A 15,735-nucleotide genomic window follows, 5' to 3' on the forward strand; every position below is an offset into this window, starting at 1 on the left:
GCGAACCAAACCCTAGTATTTTGTCGCGTTTGTTGAGATGAAACCTTTATGTGTCAGTTTGATCTGAATCTTAGGTGCGCTTTATGGCGGAAACGACCCTAAGCATCAGTGACAGCAATGACGACGCAAGGATTACGGAACGAGCATGACGATTTTTCGAGAACACGAATATAAGGCCTTATTAGACATATGAGTTCGCGCATTGGAAATTACATCGAACGGCTGTTGAATGCGGCTGCTTTGAAACGGTGGTCCAAGCGGGCAAACAAAGTCGCATCCATTGGATTGGGTGAGCTGCGTTCAGTGCGCGGCCAAGCGCGTGATTTGCGGGTGCAATTGGATAAATTTATTTTTGAAGCTGAGGGGCGTCTAGCGCTGCCTTTTGTCGGTTCAAATGCGATGCAATTGCCGCTGTATACGGATTGGTCTTATCGGCCTGAAATATGGCGCGGGCCCATTACACCTTTGGGGGCGTCATCGGTTTTAACGAAAGCGCGTATCGGCAACGAGGGGACTTTGTTTCACGATTGCCGTGAGTCCGAGCTGACCTATAGGCAGGTTCGCAATATTTCCGACATGGACCTTGCACCCTTTGGGCTGCGCCTTGATGTGTTTCGCTTCGATGGCAGCTTTTTATCCTTGGCGATCGATTTGCCCAACGATGTTTGCGATGGCTTGAGCAAGCGGCATGTCCTGCGTCTTGATTGTGCGGTTGATCTGGAAACTCCGATCGAAATTTTTGCGCGTCTGAACGTCAAACACGGGCCAAATTTGGAACAAGTGGTACGTGAAGTCCCATTAACCACTGACGATGTGTTCGCCGAATTTGATCTGGCTTACACAAAGCTGAATGAAAAGCGGGTTGAAAAAGTATGGATAGATTTCATTTTTGAAGACCCCGAAATGAATCAGATCGTGTTGCGCGATCTCACGCTTTCGCGTCGCCCACGCGCAGAGTTATAAGGACACGATCATGAGCAAAATTGAATTGATCAAAACGCGACTGCATGGCGGTATTTGGGAAGGTGAATTGCACGTACCTGAAGACGTTGAGGTTCTGCCAACACTTGAAGTGACTTATTTAGACCAACCCGTTGGGGATCATGTGCTCGACGAGGACCCTGATCGCGCAGGCGTTTGGTTTTTCCGCGTCGCCGTCCCTGCTGAATTGATCAGTGATGGGGTGCAGGTTTTCTTAATTTCCAATCTGGACACTGGAGATCAACTGGCAAGCTTTACCATCATCGCAGGTGAGGCGCTGGATGATGATGTGCGCGCAGAACTAGGTTTGCTGCGTGCCGAGCTTGATATGCTCAAACGCGCCTTTCGCCGGCATTGCTTGGAAACTGGCAATAGCTAAACCAAGCCCGCTGTGATCACTAAGACTTTGACGTCGCGTTGTGCGTGACAATTTCGGACGCATGCGTGCAACTTGGGCCTCAGGGAGACACGCATCATGACACAGTATCCGCATCTTTTGGCACCACTTGATCTGGGCTTCACCACGTTGCGCAATCGTACCCTTATGGGATCGATGCACACTGGGTTGGAGGAACGCAAAGATTGGAATGCGGTCGCTGCTTTTTACGCGACAAGGGCAGCGGGCGGCGTAGGTTTGATTGTCACCGGCGGAATGGCACCCAATTCTGAAGGCGGGGTCTATCCCGGTGCTGCCGGATTGTTTTCAGACCAAGACATCGCAAACCACCGGATCGTCACAGATCGTGTTCATGCGGCGGGTGGCAAAATAGCGATGCAAATTTTGCACGCTGGGCGCTATGCTTACGGTCCTAATTGTGTGGCACCCTCACCTATTAAATCTCCGATATCGCCGTTCAAGCCGATCGAATTGGACGCAGTTGGGATAGAAAAACAGATCGCAGATTTCGCTAAAGCTGCACAGCGCGCTCAGAATGCTGGATATGACGGCGTCGAAATCATGGGTTCAGAAGGGTATCTGATCAATCAGTTCCTCGTGACCCACACCAACAAACGGAGCGATGATTGGGGCGGGTCATACGAAAACCGGATGCGCTTTGCGATCGAGGTTGTCAAACGCGTGCGTGCCGCAGTTGGGCCGGAGTTTATTTTGATCTACCGCTTGTCGATGATCGATCTCATTCCCAATGGATCGACGTGGTCCGAGGTTGTGATACTGGCCAAAGCCATCGAGGCAGCAGGGGCGACCATTTTAAACACAGGCATTGGCTGGCACGAAGCACGCGTGCCGACTATCGCAACTTCGGTGCCGCGCCGTGCATTTTCTTGGGTGACTAAAAAAATTATGGGAGAGGTGTCCATTCCCGTCATCACGTCGAACCGCATCAACATGCCTGACGTGGCCGAAGCCGTTTTGGCCGAAGGCTGCGCAGATATGGTGTCGATGGCCCGTCCGTTTTTGGCCGACCCTGATTTTGTGACCAAAGCTGCGGCAGGCAAAGCGGATGAAATCGCGCCCTGTATTGCCTGCAATCAAGCCTGTTTGGATCACACTTTTGGCGGCAAGTTGACGTCATGTTTGGTGAATCCACGCGCATGCCATGAAACTGAATTGATCTATGAGCCTGTCAGTGTCGTCAAAACGATTGCAGTTGTTGGCGCGGGGCCCGCCGGTCTGTCTGCCGCCATGACAGCAAGTGCGCGCGGACACAAAGTGACCTTGTTTGATAAGGCCTCAGTCTTGGGCGGGCAGCTCAATTTGGCGCGTCAAGTGCCAGGAAAAGAAGAGTTCCATGGGCTGGTTGAATGGTATGAGACCATGATTGAGCGCTCCTCCATCACGGTTAAGCTTGGGCATGAGGCGACATCACAAGACCTTGCAGAATTCAATGAGGTGGTGATCGCCACAGGCATCATGCCGCGTGACCCACAGATCACGGGCCAGACCACGCATTCCAGTGTTGTCGCCTACAGTGATGTGCTGCGTGGCAACGTCTCAATCGGGGCAAATGTTGTGGTGATCGGCGCGGGTGGCATCGGGTTCGATGTGTCCGAGTTTTTGACGACGGATAAAAGCGCTACATTGGATATCAATAGGTGGAAGCATGAATGGGGCATCACGGACCCGCAGGTGGATCGTGGTGGGCTGTCTGTGAACGGCCCTCAGCCAGAGGCTCCCGGACGACAGGTGACGATGCTGCAACGCAAAGCTGAAAAGCCCGGAAAACGACTAGGTAAAACCACAGGTTGGATTCATCGCTCTACGTTGCAGATGAAAGGCGTGCGGATGTTGGGCGGCGTGTCTTACGATGAAATCACACCGGACGGTATTTGGATTACCAAGGCGGGCGCGCGTGAATTTATCAAGGCGGATACCATTGTGGTATGCGCGGGCCAGCTGCCAAATCGATCTTTGGCGGATGAGCTGCAATGCGCTGGGCGAATAGTGCATGTGATTGGCGGCGCAGATGTTGCGGCCGAATTGGATGCGAAACGCGCCATTGATCAAGGTGCACGATTGGCTGCGACGCTATAGGTGCATCGAGCACCTGTTTGTCGTTTTTATTACGAGGGAAATCGGCGACGTTGCATTACTTTTTGATGGCATTCCTGCGTTTCCAAATCTCCAACGATTCCTAGATCAACACGCTATTGTCCCGCGGCGGACCCATTGTTGCCCAATTTGACCAGCATACAGGTCTGCAACGAGCACAAGTATTTAGGTAGCACACCAATGGATCGATTGACCGAAATGGAAGCCTTTGCCACTGTCGTAGACCAAGGCGGTTTCACGGATGCGGCAAAGAAGATGGGGATTTCAAAATCTGCCGTCTCGAAACACGTCTCATCGCTTGAGGCCCGATTGGGTGCGCGCCTGCTCAACCGTACAACGCGCCGTGTAAGCCCAACAGAAATTGGTCTGGCTTACTATGATCGCGCCCGCCGTGTTTTAAACGATGCAGGCGAAGCAGACGCTTTGGTCACATCGATGCAATCTGCGCCGTCTGGCCTGTTGCGCATCTCTGTGGCAACTGATTTTGGGGTCAATCATCTCTCGCCAGTGCTCGGTGAGTTCTTGACAGAATTCCCTGACATCACGGTCAATATGGTGTTGAACAATCGCTACGTCGAACTGATTTCTGAAGGCTTTGATATGGCCGTTCGCATTGGGGAGCTGGAAGACAGCACTCTGCGCGCTCGTAAATTGACGGAAACCACAAAACGTATGGTGGGCAGCCCAGCGTATTTTGACAAATACGGTCGCCCTGAAAAAATTGACGATCTGAACGATCACAAGCTTTTGCACTATTCGAACCAGTCAAATTCTGCGGTGTGGAAATTGACAGCGCCCTCCGGTGAAAAACGCCAAGTGCGCACAGCTGGTTGGCTGACCGTGAATGATGGTCAATCTTTGCTGAACGCTTGTATTTCCGGTCTTGGCATCGCGTACTTGCCGTCGTTCTTATATGCTGATGCTTTGGAAAAAGGCTTGATCGAAGAAGCCATTCCTGAATTGCCAGCAGAGGTTCAAGGTGTCTACGCTGTGTACCCTCCGGGACGTTTTACACAGCCCAAGGTGCGCGCATTCATCGATTTCTTGGCGCATGCCTTCGCTGACAAAGGTCCAGAAAACTGGAGTTAAGTCAGACCTGATTATGAAACTTTAGGGGGTTGAGGCCAAAACGGCTTCGACCCTTCTGTTTGTCTCGCGCCCTTGTGGTGTGATGTTGCTCGTGCGGGGCGCGAGGTATCCGATGCCTTGAGCAGTAATTTGGCGCGGGTTCACACCATGACGGTTTACCAATCTATCGTGTACAGAATTAGCGCGTTTTCGAGATAAGGCGATGTTGCTATCCAGTGAGCCAACAGCATCGGTGTGACCAACCAAAATAATTCGGGCATCGGGTGTCTGTGACAAAAAGCGAGCCAGAGCTTGCAGTGTTTCAAACGGACCAGCTCCGAGCTGCGATGAGCCCGTCTCAAATGCCAGATCGTCGAGTGCGACAGATCCGTGGTCGGCAAACTCTTGTGCAAGCGGGCCAAGGCGCTGCGCGACGAGTATCGTATCCGTCGTATCCATTGTGGCTTCTTTGGTAATCGACAGCGTCGCTTCGTCATCCTCTGGGGTGACCTCAGTGATATGTAAAAATCCAGTCGCGCGTGCACGACTGGTGACAAGCGCTGCAACGGCACCCTGAGGGTTTTGGGCCAAAAGATACTGAAAATTTCCAAGGTCCACATGCATATGTGGTTCCGGAAGCACGTCCAGAAGGTATCGAAAATCGAATCCGCCACAAACCGTATCGGCGCAGGCGAACACGCTTTGATAGCCTTGTGACTCTAGCTGTTCTTTGAGCGGCGCGATCATTTGAAATGGCGTCAGGCTGGTAAAGGAAATTGAATAGGACGTATGCACCACGCGCCCTTCGGCAGCTATAAACGGTGTCTCTGCCCCAGCGAAAGCAGCGCTTGGCAAAGGTTGAACCGTTGCGACTTCTTCGCGCTGAGCTGTACGCACCATATTTACAGGCAAGTTCAATTCTAGAGCTGTCGCGGACGAGGCGTTTAAGCCAACAGTCAAACAGGCCAAGAAAGCCGATTTATGCATTATGTCGACGATTGGTGTTGGGTTCACAGGCATATGTTAAAGCTGCCCCTTTCGCCTATAGTGGTAATGATCAGCTTCGCGCATTCCAAGTGAAGAATACAATTCAAGCGCAGCCGTGTTGGCGCGAGTGACCAGAACCGTAAGTGTGATCGCATTGTTCGCCTTAGCCCATTTTGCGGCATGACACATCAATGCACGGGCAAGGCCTCGGCGTCGATACGCTGGCGAAATTTCAAGAGCGTGCAGGACCGCAATAGAGCCAAAAGCGGCAACAAAGGCCGTTCCTGCTGGCGCATCATGGGCGCGGGCCAGCAATGTTGTCTTTGGGATTTTAACACGTTTCATCACGTCAAGCCGCGCGGGGTTAATGCCGCCAGCTTGCCAGATATCTCGTTGTGCGGCAATTGGGGGCCAGCTGGAATAGGCGGCTTTTGGGTCTAATCCGTCAAAGGCTTCGACAGGCGCAGCGAGGCACAGTGTAGGGTCCATGATGTCGTATCCGCGTTGTTCTAGAAGCCTATCGAAGTCATCGTCAATCTCGCGCAGTTGAAACAAAGCGTCGCGATCGATTGCTGAAAATCGGCGCTCAATTTTGCTCAACGCGTCTAAATCTGGCCGATACTGAACCGTAGCAGCAGATACGCGGTTGCCGCCTCCCGCGCCCTCACGCCAAACGAATGGACCAAAAGCGGTTCGAGATGCAGCAGGCCATGAGGCCTCAAGCGCCTGCCTGAGATCCGTCTGTGTCATCACGCGCCGTTGTCTGGGAACATAGTGATCAACTCTGCCATAGCTTTGGAGACTTCGGCCTCATTTGCGCCACGGATAACGATATTGGTGCCAAAAGCGCCGTCTTTTTGAAACGGGTAAGACCCAATGGATAAATCAGTGTATTTTTCCGCCAAGGCGCGCAGCGGGGTGGCGACGATCCCTTCACCGCGTTCAATTCTGTAGGTCTGCGATTGCAAAGGCGCACCACCGGTCAGTGTGGGTAAAACTGAGGCCACCATCGCTTCAAAAATCTTGGGCACGCCTGCCATCACATAAACATTTTCAACCTTGAACCCAGGGGCGATCGACACAGGATTGTCGATCAAGGTCGCGGTGTCAGGAATGCGGGCCATGCGCATGCGGGTCTCAGTGAACTCAGACCCTTGTGCAACGTAATGCGCCGCCATTATGTCATATGCATCCTGACGTACATCGATGCCCACACCAAAGGCTTCGGCGACACAATCGGCGGTAATATCGTCGTGGGTCGGACCGATACCGCCAGAGGTGAACACGCTATCAAAGCTCTGCTTTAGGGATTGAATCGCCGCGATGATCGCATCTTTGTCGTCCGAAACCACGCGCACTTCTTTTAGGTCGACGCCAACTTTGGTCAGCTCGTTGGCGAGGTGATACATATTTGCATCGCGTGTCCGCCCAGATAGAATTTCGTCGCCGATAACAAGCATAGCTGCGGTGGGATTGGACATAAGGAGTTCCTTGAGTGAAGTTTGACTAAGGTATAGTGCTTGACCATGCGCTTTCAAACCCCTCTCGTTCCTGCTGTTTTGCTAAAACGCTACAAACGCTTTCTCGCAGATGTGCGCTTGGCGGACGGAACCGAAGTTACTGCCCATTGTCCCAACCCAGGATCGATGATGGGCATGTCGGATGCTGGCCTAAAAGTTTGGGTTGAACCCAATGATGATCCCAAGAAAAAACTCAAATACGGATTGCGACTAATCGAACAAAATGGCGCTATAATTGTTGTCGACACAGGGATCGCCAACAAGGTGGTTAAAGAATCACTTTTGGCTGGATTGGTCTCTGGTTTGGAAGGCGATGTGCGATCCGAGGTGCCTTATGGGGACAAGTCGCGCGTCGATTTTTTGATCGAAAATGATGGCGGGCACACTTGGGTGGAAGTGAAATCTGTCACCCTGTCGCGTCAAGCTGGTTTGGCCGAATTCCCCGATAGTAAAACAGCGCGGGGCGCCAAGCATTTGGGTGAACTGGCCAAGCGCGTTCATGCGGGTGATCGCGCAGTCATGCTCTACCTCGTCAGTCGCGACGATTGTGATCGTTTTGCGCCTGCCGCTGATATCGATCCGGTTTACGCCATTGCAGAAGCGGCCGCCAAGCAAGCCGGCGTCGAGATCATGGTGTTGCGCACCCGCGTGTCGCCCGAAGAGATCACACTGGACCCAACGCCCTTAGACTGCCTGTGATACCTAAACTCTGGCACTTTGCTGCCTTTGGGCTTATATCACCCGCATCGCAATCAGGAGAACGATGTGAACGACACGCATCATGGCCGCATCACCAAAGACGGCATTCGCATTTATGAGCCATCAGATTATGCAGGCATGCACGCCTCTGGTCAGGTGGCCGCCCAGATTTTGGACGAAGTTGGACCATTGGTTCAGCCCGGCGCGACCACAGGCGAGATTGACGCCTTTGTGGAACGTCGTGTTGTCGAACTGGGAACAACGTCAGCCACCATCGGCTACAAAGGCTATGCGCACGCGTCGTGTATTTCAGTCAATCATGTGGTGTGTCACGGCATTCCTGGATCGAAAATTCCTGGACGCAAAGATGATGTCTTGCTTGAAGGTGATATCGTCAATATCGACATCACTGTCATCAAAGACGGTTGGTTCGGCGATACAAGCCGGATGTATGTCGCGGGCAAAACCAAAAAATTCGCAGAGCGCCTTATCACTGTGACCCATGACGCGTTGATGTTTGGCATCGATGCGGTCAAGCCGGGCAACACCTTTGATGACATCGGCAGCGCGATCCAAACGCACGCCCATAAAAACCGTATGTCTGTCGTGCGTGATTTTTGCGGTCACGGTATCGGACGGGTATTTCACTCTCCGCCCAATGTTTTGCACTATGTTCCAGCGCGTCGTGCAGGCGAAATAGCGCCCGTTTTGGAAGAAGGCATGATCTTTACGATTGAGCCGATGATCAACATGGGGCGTCCAGAAACAAAAGTTTTGAAAGACGATTGGACCGCGATCACTGTGGATAAAAAACTCACAGCGCAGTTTGAACATTCTATTATTGTGACCGCGACAGGATGTGAGATTTGCACCTTATCGCCGGGCGATCTGTATTTTCCTAAATTCTGATGCGCTAGCCAGATTGCTTATTGTGATCTGCACATCACACTGAAAAGAGGGCCGTCCCAATCGTAGGACGGCCTTTTTTCCGTTGAAAACACGTATAGCATCACACGCTTGCCCATTGCCATTCGTGCTCTAGCAAGGCAGATTTGTGGTCACCCTATTTAGGAGAGACCCATGAGCGAAGATCACGCCCGCCACGCCATCAAAATGGCGAAGAAAAAAATCGCCCGCGATAAAATCATGTCTACGAAAACAGGCGAAAAAGGTCTGATCATGGTGCATACAGGCAAGGGTAAAGGGAAATCCTCTGCGGCCTTTGGCATGATTTTTCGCTGCATCGCGCATGATATGAAATGCGGTGTTGTGCAATTTATAAAAGGTGGCATGGAATGCGGCGAGCGCAATCTGATCACCGAACGCTTTGGCGACATTTGCGAATTTCACACCATGGGCGAAGGCTTTACGTGGGAAACCCAAGACAAAGCCCGCGACATCGAAATGGCGCAGGCTGCTTGGGCCAAGGCCAAAGAATTGATCCGAGATGACAGCAACCGCATGGTGCTGCTTGATGAGATCAACATCGCGATGCGCTATGACTATGTCGATGTGAACGAAGTTGTTGCCTTCTTGCAGGCCGAAAAACCGCCGCTGACGCATGTGGTTTTGACGGGGCGCAACGCCAAAGAAGAACTTATTGAGGCTGCCGATTTGGTGACTGAGATGGAGTTGGTCAAACATCCGTTCCGATCCGGTGTGAAAGCACAAATAGGCGTAGAGTATTAAGCGAGGCCCTTGGATATGACTTTGAAGCTTCTCGGAATTTCGGGCGCATTGCGCATGGCCTCGACCAACACTCAATTGGTTCATGCGGCGGCAAAATCCTTTGGGCCGTGTGATTTCACGTTGGCCGATTTGAATGTACCGCTTTATGATGGCGACGTGGAATCTGATAGCGGTATGCCACCCAGCGTCATGACGCTTGCAGAGCAAATTCGCGATGCCGATGCGGTGATCATTGCGACACCTGAGTACAACAAGATGATCTCGGGCGTTTTGAAAAATGCACTGGATTGGGTCAGTCGCACTGGCATGTCACCTTGGGCGCACAAACCGGTTGCGATTATGTCCGCGGCTGCAGGGCGTGCAGGCGGCGAGCGCGCGCAATATTCATTGCGCTGGGCGATGACGCCGTTCAACGCGCAACTGCTGCAAGCACCCGAAGTTTTGATCGCTAACTCAGGGAAAGCTTTTGATGCAGATGGCGCTCTGATCGATGCGCGATCTCAGGCGAGTTTGGATACGCTGATGGCCGCTTTACGGGCGGTGGTTGATAAAAGGACTTAATCGCCCAGCGACGCCTCAACTTTGAAGTTCTCTGGAATAGTGTCACGCTCATCCAGCACCAAATCGATCAATCGTTGTGCTGCGAGCGGCACGATGCCAAAGCCGATTTTAAACCCGCCATTGAAGACAAATTCGCCTTTGCGGTCGGGATCTGCGCCCATCATTGGCTCGCGCGTGGCTGAACGCGGGCGCACGCCAGCCCATCGTTTTAGAACAGGCGCGTCTGACAGTTGTGGCATCGCCGTGATGGCGCGTGCCAAAAGATCATCGGCCAATTCATCAGTGCTTTGCGGGTTGTCAAAATAGCGCTCTGATGTCGACCCGATGGCTAAAGTCCCGTCACTGTGCGGAATGATGTGCACGCCGCCGGTGAAAATTTGCGGCGCGTTGGGTAGATCGTATTGCAATAAAATCGCTTGGCCTTTGACGCCATTGCCGACCTCGTGATCTAAACGTTTGCTCATTTCAGTCAATCCCCAGACGCCTGTTGCATGGATCACCTTGCCCTCAGGCGCGGCTTGCGTCACGATCTCGCCACCAAGTGCGACCACAGCCTCAGCCAGTGCCGCACAAGCGAGAGCAGGGTTGATGCGCGCCGATAAGGTATCTTGGACAAGCCAACCGGTTGGCGAATGTGGCGCCCAACCTAGTGCTTCGTTCACGGAAATGATCCGCCAATCTGCAAGGCCACGCCACAAGTTTTGTGCGGAGGTCGAACGCAGATGAGCGAGCTCAAGCTGATGATCGTTGGGAATGGCCTGCAAACGCCCCAAATTGCCGTAGCCAGTTGAGAGTCCCGCGATCTGCTCAACCTTCGGCCAATACATGCGCGATAGCAAAAGACTGTCCAGTTGAAACTCTTTCGCTTGGTCCCACCGTTCTGGTGTGTGTGGCGCCAATGCGCCCACAATACCGCCAGAGGACCCAAAACCAACGCCGTTCGGATCAATGACGCGCACTTTGGCGCCACGCGTCAGCGCCTCAAACGCTGCTGTTAACCCAAAGGCACCGGCGCCATAGATAGTGATGTCTGCACTGCACATAGTGGATTTTTGCCCATTGAGTTTCGCCGAACACGCGCGCATGGTCGGCCCATATTCTCCTTACCTAAGACATCCCATGAACAACCACCAGACAGCAGCCATTGAATGGCGGGACGGGGTCATTCCTGTATCAACACAATTTGATGATCCGTATTTTTCCATTGGCTCCGGTCTGGAAGAAACACGTCACGTGTTTTTGGCGGGCAACGATTTGCCTGCACGCTTGAACGCCGGATTCCATGTGGCCGAATTGGGTTTTGGAACGGGGCTTAACATGTTGGCTTTGGCGTTGATGTGGCAAGGTGATGAAACACTTAGGTTCACGTCATTTGAAGCCTATCCCATGATTGCGGACGATATTGAAACGGCGCTCAGTGCGTTTCCCGAAGCAGCTGCCATTGCAGACCCATTCTTAAGCGCTTGGCGTGATGGATTGCGCCGCTTTAGGGTCAAAAATATTGAGGTAGATGTGGTTGTCGGCGATGCGCGCAAGACGCTTGAGCTTTGGTCTGGCAAAGCCGATGCATGGTTTTTGGACGGGTTTTCCCCTGCCAAAAATCCTGAGCTTTGGAGCGCTGAATTGATGGCACAGGTTGGTGAACATACGGCACTTGGAGGCACATTTGCGACCTATACGGCGGCAGGGCATGTGCGTCGCTCATTGAGTGCGGCGGGCTTTGGCGTCGAGCGCGTCACAGGCTTTGGCAACAAACGCCACATGAGCCGCGGAACTTTTACAGCCACACCCTCAGGACAGACCACATGACCCCATCTCAACCGAGCACACAAAATTCAACCATGGGCATTTGGATTATGGTCATCACCATGTTCATTTTTGCCATGCAAGACGGATTGTCGCGCCATCTGGCAGGCGAATACAACGTTTATATGGTGATGATGATCCGCTACTGGTTTTTCGCAGGTTTCGTAATCATGTGGTCTGCGCGCACCAATGGTGGCCTGCGTGCCGTGATCCGGTCCGCACAGCCGAAACTGCAAATGTTTCGAGGGGCTGTTTTGGCGCTTGAAGTGATCGTGATGGTGATCGGGTTTGTCAAACTTGGGCTTGTCGAAGGTCATGCTATGTTTGCCATCTATCCATTGCTGATCACTGCTTTGTCAGGCCCAATTTTGGGTGAGAAAATCGGGTGGCGGCGCTGGATGTCAGTGGCCGTGGGCTTTGTGGGTGTTTTGATCATTTTGAAACCGAGCGGGGGTGTTTTTGCGCCAGAAGCTATATATCCACTTGTCGCAGCGGTCATGTTTGCCGTCTACGGGTTGCTCAATCGCTACGTGTCTCGCAAGGACCCGGCCTCGGTGACGTTTTTCTACACAGGTGTGTCCGGCGCTGTTGTGATGACGCTGATTGGCGCGTGGTTTTGGGAACCTATGACGCCTGCCGACTGGGCGATGATGGCGCTTCTCTGTGCCTCTGCCACTTTGGGGCATTACCTTTTGATACGCGCTTATGAGCTTGCCGAAGCTTCTGCCATTCAGCCCTTTGCCTATCTGCATTTGGCGTTTGCATCCGTGATGGGCGTCTTGGTCTTTGGTGATGTGATCAGATTGAACGTGGTGATAGGTACGACGCTTGTGGTCGGGGCAGGGGTTTTTGCCCTTGTGCGCGCACAGATAGCCGCCTCGCGCAGTAAGCGATAATGCTTGCTTATCGCGCTTTTAGGTCTTTGGATAAGGTGATCGGCTGCACGCCTCCGCTTAGCCTCGCGCGATATACAGGCACGCTTTCGGCGACGCGCATGACGTAATTCCGAGTTTCGCGAAAAGGAATGTGCTCGATCCAATCGATGACATTCGTATCACTTGAACGCGGATCGCCATAGCGTTCGATCCAGGCGTTCGCGCGAGATGGCCCGGCATTATAACCTGCTGCGATCAATGGAATATTATAACCATAATCCTCTGTGAGCTTGGCTAAATATTCGGACCCAAGGCGCACGTTGACAGCAGGATCATACAGATCATTTGTCTCAAAACTTTGCAGGCCGACGCGTTCAGCCATAGCTTTACCCGTGTTCGGCATCAGTTGCATTAACCCAGCCGCGCCCACGTAGGATCGCGCTTTGGGGTAAAATTCACTTTCGCGTCGTGCAATCGATAAGGCCAATTCAGGGGGCACGGGCAGGGCGTTTTTTTCCAGCCCCTGCAACGGATAATACGCGCGATCTAACATGACGCCCTCACTGGCGGCAAACTTGGCCACCAGTACTGCAAGGTAGGGGTCTGTATCGAGCGCGAGATCGCCCAATTGGCCCAATTCTTGCGGTGTCAAAGCCTCGCCAAGGTGGCGCATAAACCGTGCCGCGAGGGGAAGATCATCTGCCTCATACAGTAGCAGTGCGGCTTGCAACACGTTTGAGCCCATAAAGGTGGCCTGCGCGTAGGGCGTAAATCGAGCCTCGCTCACAAGGTTCGAATCCATTGCTATGCCGGCGCGCTCGGCGGCCAACAGACCATAGAACGACGTCTGAAACTGCGCCCCAAATGCGTAGGCAGCAGCGGCGTCATCTTTTGCGCCCATGGCCTCTAAGGCGCGCCCTTCCCAGTATCCAGCACGCCCCAACGAGATCGGTGTGGCGACAGAAATACGAAAACGATTGAAGTGATCCAAAGCCAGCGCAGGGTCATTTAAATAGCGCAGTGCAATATAGCCAGACAGCCATTCAAGATCAGCATAGTGGTCTTCGTCTGGTCGCAGGTAATGACGTGAAGCCGCAGAATAGGCAATTCGAACCTTGCCATCGCGCATCATCTGACGCGCCAAGGCGCGCCTGCGGTCACCCCAGCGTTCTGGGTCTCCCAGCGCCTCTCGGCTTGTGGAATGTTGCAGCATCCATGTCACGGCGTCGTCAGCGCCGTTGTTTTTTGCTCGCCAAATAAAACGCTCATAGCTGAGAACAGGCATCCCGCCCAATGCGTTGGGCACAGCGTTGATGGCCGTGTTCATGCCTGTTTCGTCCTCGGCAACGGCTTTGATCGCCGTGACCAATTCACTCCATCCGTCGGGTAAAAGCGCTGCGACGCGCATCGCTTCGTCGTAGTTGCCATCCCAAAGCGCGCGCTGCATGCGCGCGGTGCTGTGGTCCGTGACGGTATCGCCGTAACGATCGATCAAGGTTTGCGCCTCTGTCGCAGACAAGGACAATTCGCGCCATGTGATCACGGCTTGCGCGGCGGCATCGCCTGTCGCGCCCGTGGCCTCATAAGCGTCGATCAACTGCAAAGCGCCTTGTGCGGTGCGTGGGGGATAAGCCGTCAGATAGTCGATGATTTGTCGCGGTTCTGCGTCCTCAGGAATCGCAGTTTCGCCCTTTTGAGCCAACAAAGGCAGACCCGGCCAATCTGCGTTCTCGCGTAAAAATGCGCGGTAATCGTCAAAGGTACCTATGCCCGCGCGCAAGCGATGCCACTCAATAACGTCCTGCCCAAGCCCATTTACTTGCGATTTTGCAGCCCCCCAATCGCCAGAAGCACGAAATTTATATGCAGCACTGAGGGCTTGCGCATCAGTCGATTGCGCGAGTGATGGTGAAGAAAATGCCATGAAAACAGATATGTAGATGACGCGCATCATTGTGGGTATGTGCCTCTCGTGCTCGGACTTTTTGTCCGTATTGTCACAAAGGTAGTGCGTATGCCTCAAGTCGCAAGACACAATCTTGGCATTCCCGTCGAAGGCGGCTAGTTTCCGCGTGACTTTAAAGGGGCGATTCAGTCCCGCGCGGGCGATGGTCGCCCAACTTACAGACGAAAAGGAGCGCACAATGTTTAAAGGGTCATTTCCAGCCCTGGTGACGCCGTTGAAGGACGGCTCAGTGGACTTTGACGCGCTCAAACGTTTGGTTGAGTGGCACATCGAGCAAGGCACAAACGGTCTTGTTCCTGTGGGCACCACAGGCGAAAGCCCAACTTTGTCTCACGCTGAGCACGAACAAGTTGTCGAAGCGGTTGTGGCAACTGTGGCTGGCCGCATTCCTGTGATTGCTGGCGCTGGCTCTAACAATACAGCTGAAAGCATTCACCTTGCACGTCACGCGGCGTCTGTTGGTGCGGATGCTGTTTTGGTGGTCACGCCATATTACAACAAACCAACCCAGGCGGGTTTGATCGCGCATTTCACCGCCATTCATGAGGCGGCGGATATCCCGATCATCATCTACAACATCCCTGGCCGGTCTATCGTAGATATGACACCTGCGACCATGGGCGAATTGGCAAAACTGCCGCGCATTGTTGGCGTAAAAGATGCAACTGGGGATTTGGCGCGTGTGCCTGCCACACGGATCACCTGCGGCACTGACTTTTTGCAGATGTCTGGGGAGGACGCGACGGCCTTGGGCTTCAATGCCCATGGTGGACGTGGCTGTATCTCTGTGACTGCGAACGTAGCTCCAAAACTGTGCAGTGAAATGCAGGCTGCAACGCTGAAAGGCGATTTTGCAACTGCTTTGGCAATCACCGACAAGCTTATGCCGTTGCACCAAGCGATCTTTACTGAGCCGGGCCTGTGTGGCGTGAAATACGCGATGTCACTTTTGAATCTATGTTCCGAAGACGTACGCTTGCCGCTTTTGCCAGTGGCAGACGAAACCAAGGCGCAAATTAAGTCCGCACTTGAGTTCGCTGAATTGCTATAACGCGAAATCGCATTGAAATT

16 protein-coding genes are annotated in these 15,735 nt (G+C 53.1%); 11 read left to right on the forward strand and 5 right to left on the reverse strand.

Annotated elements, in window-relative coordinates; genetic code table 11:
* Positions 1-189 precede the first annotated feature (189 nt).
* The 4 genes from WNY38_RS07340 to WNY38_RS07355 all read left to right on the forward strand — a co-directional run bounded on the left by WNY38_RS07340 (position 190) and on the right by WNY38_RS07355 (position 4,582).
* A complete protein-coding gene (locus WNY38_RS07340; protein WP_342856686.1) occupies positions 190-963 on the forward strand; it encodes a DUF6478 family protein in 774 nt (257 codons plus the stop codon).
* Between the two features lie 10 nt (positions 964-973).
* On the forward strand, positions 974-1,360 hold the full coding sequence (locus tag WNY38_RS07345) for a hypothetical protein (protein ID WP_342856687.1): 387 nt from the start codon (positions 974-976) through the stop codon (positions 1,358-1,360).
* A 96-nt stretch (positions 1,361-1,456) separates the two neighbouring features.
* Complete coding sequence (locus WNY38_RS07350; RefSeq protein WP_342856688.1) at positions 1,457-3,475, forward strand: NADPH-dependent 2,4-dienoyl-CoA reductase; 2,019 nt, start codon at positions 1,457-1,459, stop codon at positions 3,473-3,475.
* Positions 3,476-3,673: 198 nt separating this feature from the next.
* Positions 3,674-4,582: a LysR family transcriptional regulator gene (locus WNY38_RS07355; RefSeq protein WP_342856689.1), complete on the forward strand. Its 909-nt coding sequence runs from the start codon at positions 3,674-3,676 to the stop codon at positions 4,580-4,582.
* A gap of 21 nt (positions 4,583-4,603) precedes the next feature.
* Here the strand turns inward: WNY38_RS07355 and WNY38_RS07360 are convergent, their stop codons facing one another.
* Genes WNY38_RS07360 through WNY38_RS07370 form a run of 3 tightly spaced genes read right to left on the reverse strand, consistent with a single transcriptional unit; the run spans position 4,604 to position 7,029 of the window.
* A complete protein-coding gene (locus WNY38_RS07360) occupies positions 4,604-5,581 on the reverse strand; it encodes an OmpA family protein (RefSeq protein WP_342856690.1) in 978 nt (325 codons plus the stop codon).
* 3 nt (positions 5,582-5,584) lie between these two features.
* A complete protein-coding gene (locus WNY38_RS07365) occupies positions 5,585-6,298 on the reverse strand; it encodes a GNAT family N-acetyltransferase (RefSeq protein ID WP_342856691.1) in 714 nt (237 codons plus the stop codon).
* Positions 6,298-7,029, reverse strand: a complete 732-nt coding sequence (locus tag WNY38_RS07370) for a molybdopterin-binding protein (RefSeq protein ID WP_342856692.1) — start codon at positions 7,027-7,029, stop codon at positions 6,298-6,300. Before WNY38_RS07370 ends, WNY38_RS07365 begins: the two co-directional genes overlap by 1 nt.
* A 45-nt stretch (positions 7,030-7,074) precedes the next feature.
* Here WNY38_RS07370 and sfsA point away from each other — a divergent pair, with 45 nt between their 5' ends.
* The 4 genes from sfsA to WNY38_RS07390 all read left to right on the forward strand — a co-directional run bounded on the left by sfsA (position 7,075) and on the right by WNY38_RS07390 (position 10,017).
* Positions 7,075-7,767 (forward strand): DNA/RNA nuclease SfsA, encoded by a 693-nt coding sequence (gene sfsA, locus WNY38_RS07375; protein WP_342856693.1) that lies wholly within the window; start codon positions 7,075-7,077, stop codon positions 7,765-7,767.
* A gap of 66 nt (positions 7,768-7,833) precedes the next feature.
* Positions 7,834-8,676 carry a type I methionyl aminopeptidase gene (gene map / locus WNY38_RS07380; RefSeq protein ID WP_342856694.1) on the forward strand — a complete coding sequence of 281 codons (843 nt, stop codon included), beginning with the start codon at positions 7,834-7,836 and terminating at the stop codon, positions 8,674-8,676.
* A gap of 171 nt (positions 8,677-8,847) precedes the next feature.
* Positions 8,848-9,456, forward strand: coding sequence for a cob(I)yrinic acid a,c-diamide adenosyltransferase (gene cobO, locus WNY38_RS07385; protein ID WP_342856695.1), 609 nt, complete (start codon positions 8,848-8,850; stop codon positions 9,454-9,456).
* 15 nt (positions 9,457-9,471) lie between these two features.
* Entirely contained in the window at positions 9,472-10,017 is a 546-nt protein-coding gene (locus WNY38_RS07390; protein ID WP_342856696.1) for an NAD(P)H-dependent oxidoreductase, read from the forward strand.
* Here WNY38_RS07390 and WNY38_RS07395 read toward each other — a convergent pair.
* A complete protein-coding gene (locus WNY38_RS07395) occupies positions 10,014-11,102 on the reverse strand; it encodes an FAD-binding oxidoreductase (protein WP_342856697.1) in 1,089 nt (362 codons plus the stop codon). The genes WNY38_RS07390 and WNY38_RS07395 overlap by 4 nt on opposite strands.
* A 34-nt stretch (positions 11,103-11,136) precedes the next feature.
* Between WNY38_RS07395 and mnmD the strand changes: the two genes are divergently transcribed.
* Together mnmD and WNY38_RS07405 are read left to right on the forward strand one after the other, a co-directional pair.
* Positions 11,137-11,826: a tRNA (5-methylaminomethyl-2-thiouridine)(34)-methyltransferase MnmD gene (mnmD, locus tag WNY38_RS07400; protein WP_342856698.1), complete on the forward strand. Its 690-nt coding sequence runs from the start codon at positions 11,137-11,139 to the stop codon at positions 11,824-11,826.
* Positions 11,823-12,719: a DMT family transporter gene (locus tag WNY38_RS07405; protein ID WP_342856699.1), complete on the forward strand. Its 897-nt coding sequence runs from the start codon at positions 11,823-11,825 to the stop codon at positions 12,717-12,719. Before mnmD ends, WNY38_RS07405 begins: the two co-directional genes overlap by 4 nt.
* Before the next feature lie 7 nt (positions 12,720-12,726).
* Here WNY38_RS07405 and WNY38_RS07410 read toward each other — a convergent pair whose 3' ends face one another.
* Positions 12,727-14,652, reverse strand: coding sequence for a lytic transglycosylase domain-containing protein (locus WNY38_RS07410; RefSeq protein ID WP_342856700.1), 1,926 nt, complete (start codon positions 14,650-14,652; stop codon positions 12,727-12,729).
* Between the two features lie 190 nt (positions 14,653-14,842).
* On the opposite strand from WNY38_RS07410, the gene dapA reads away from it, so the two are divergent.
* Positions 14,843-15,715, forward strand: a complete 873-nt coding sequence (dapA, locus tag WNY38_RS07415; protein ID WP_342856701.1) for a 4-hydroxy-tetrahydrodipicolinate synthase — start codon at positions 14,843-14,845, stop codon at positions 15,713-15,715.
* Positions 15,716-15,735: the final 20 nt, after the last annotated feature.

It is taken from the genome of Pacificibacter sp. AS14 (genome assembly GCF_038899935.1).
GTDB lineage: Bacteria > Pseudomonadota > Alphaproteobacteria > Rhodobacterales > Rhodobacteraceae > Celeribacter.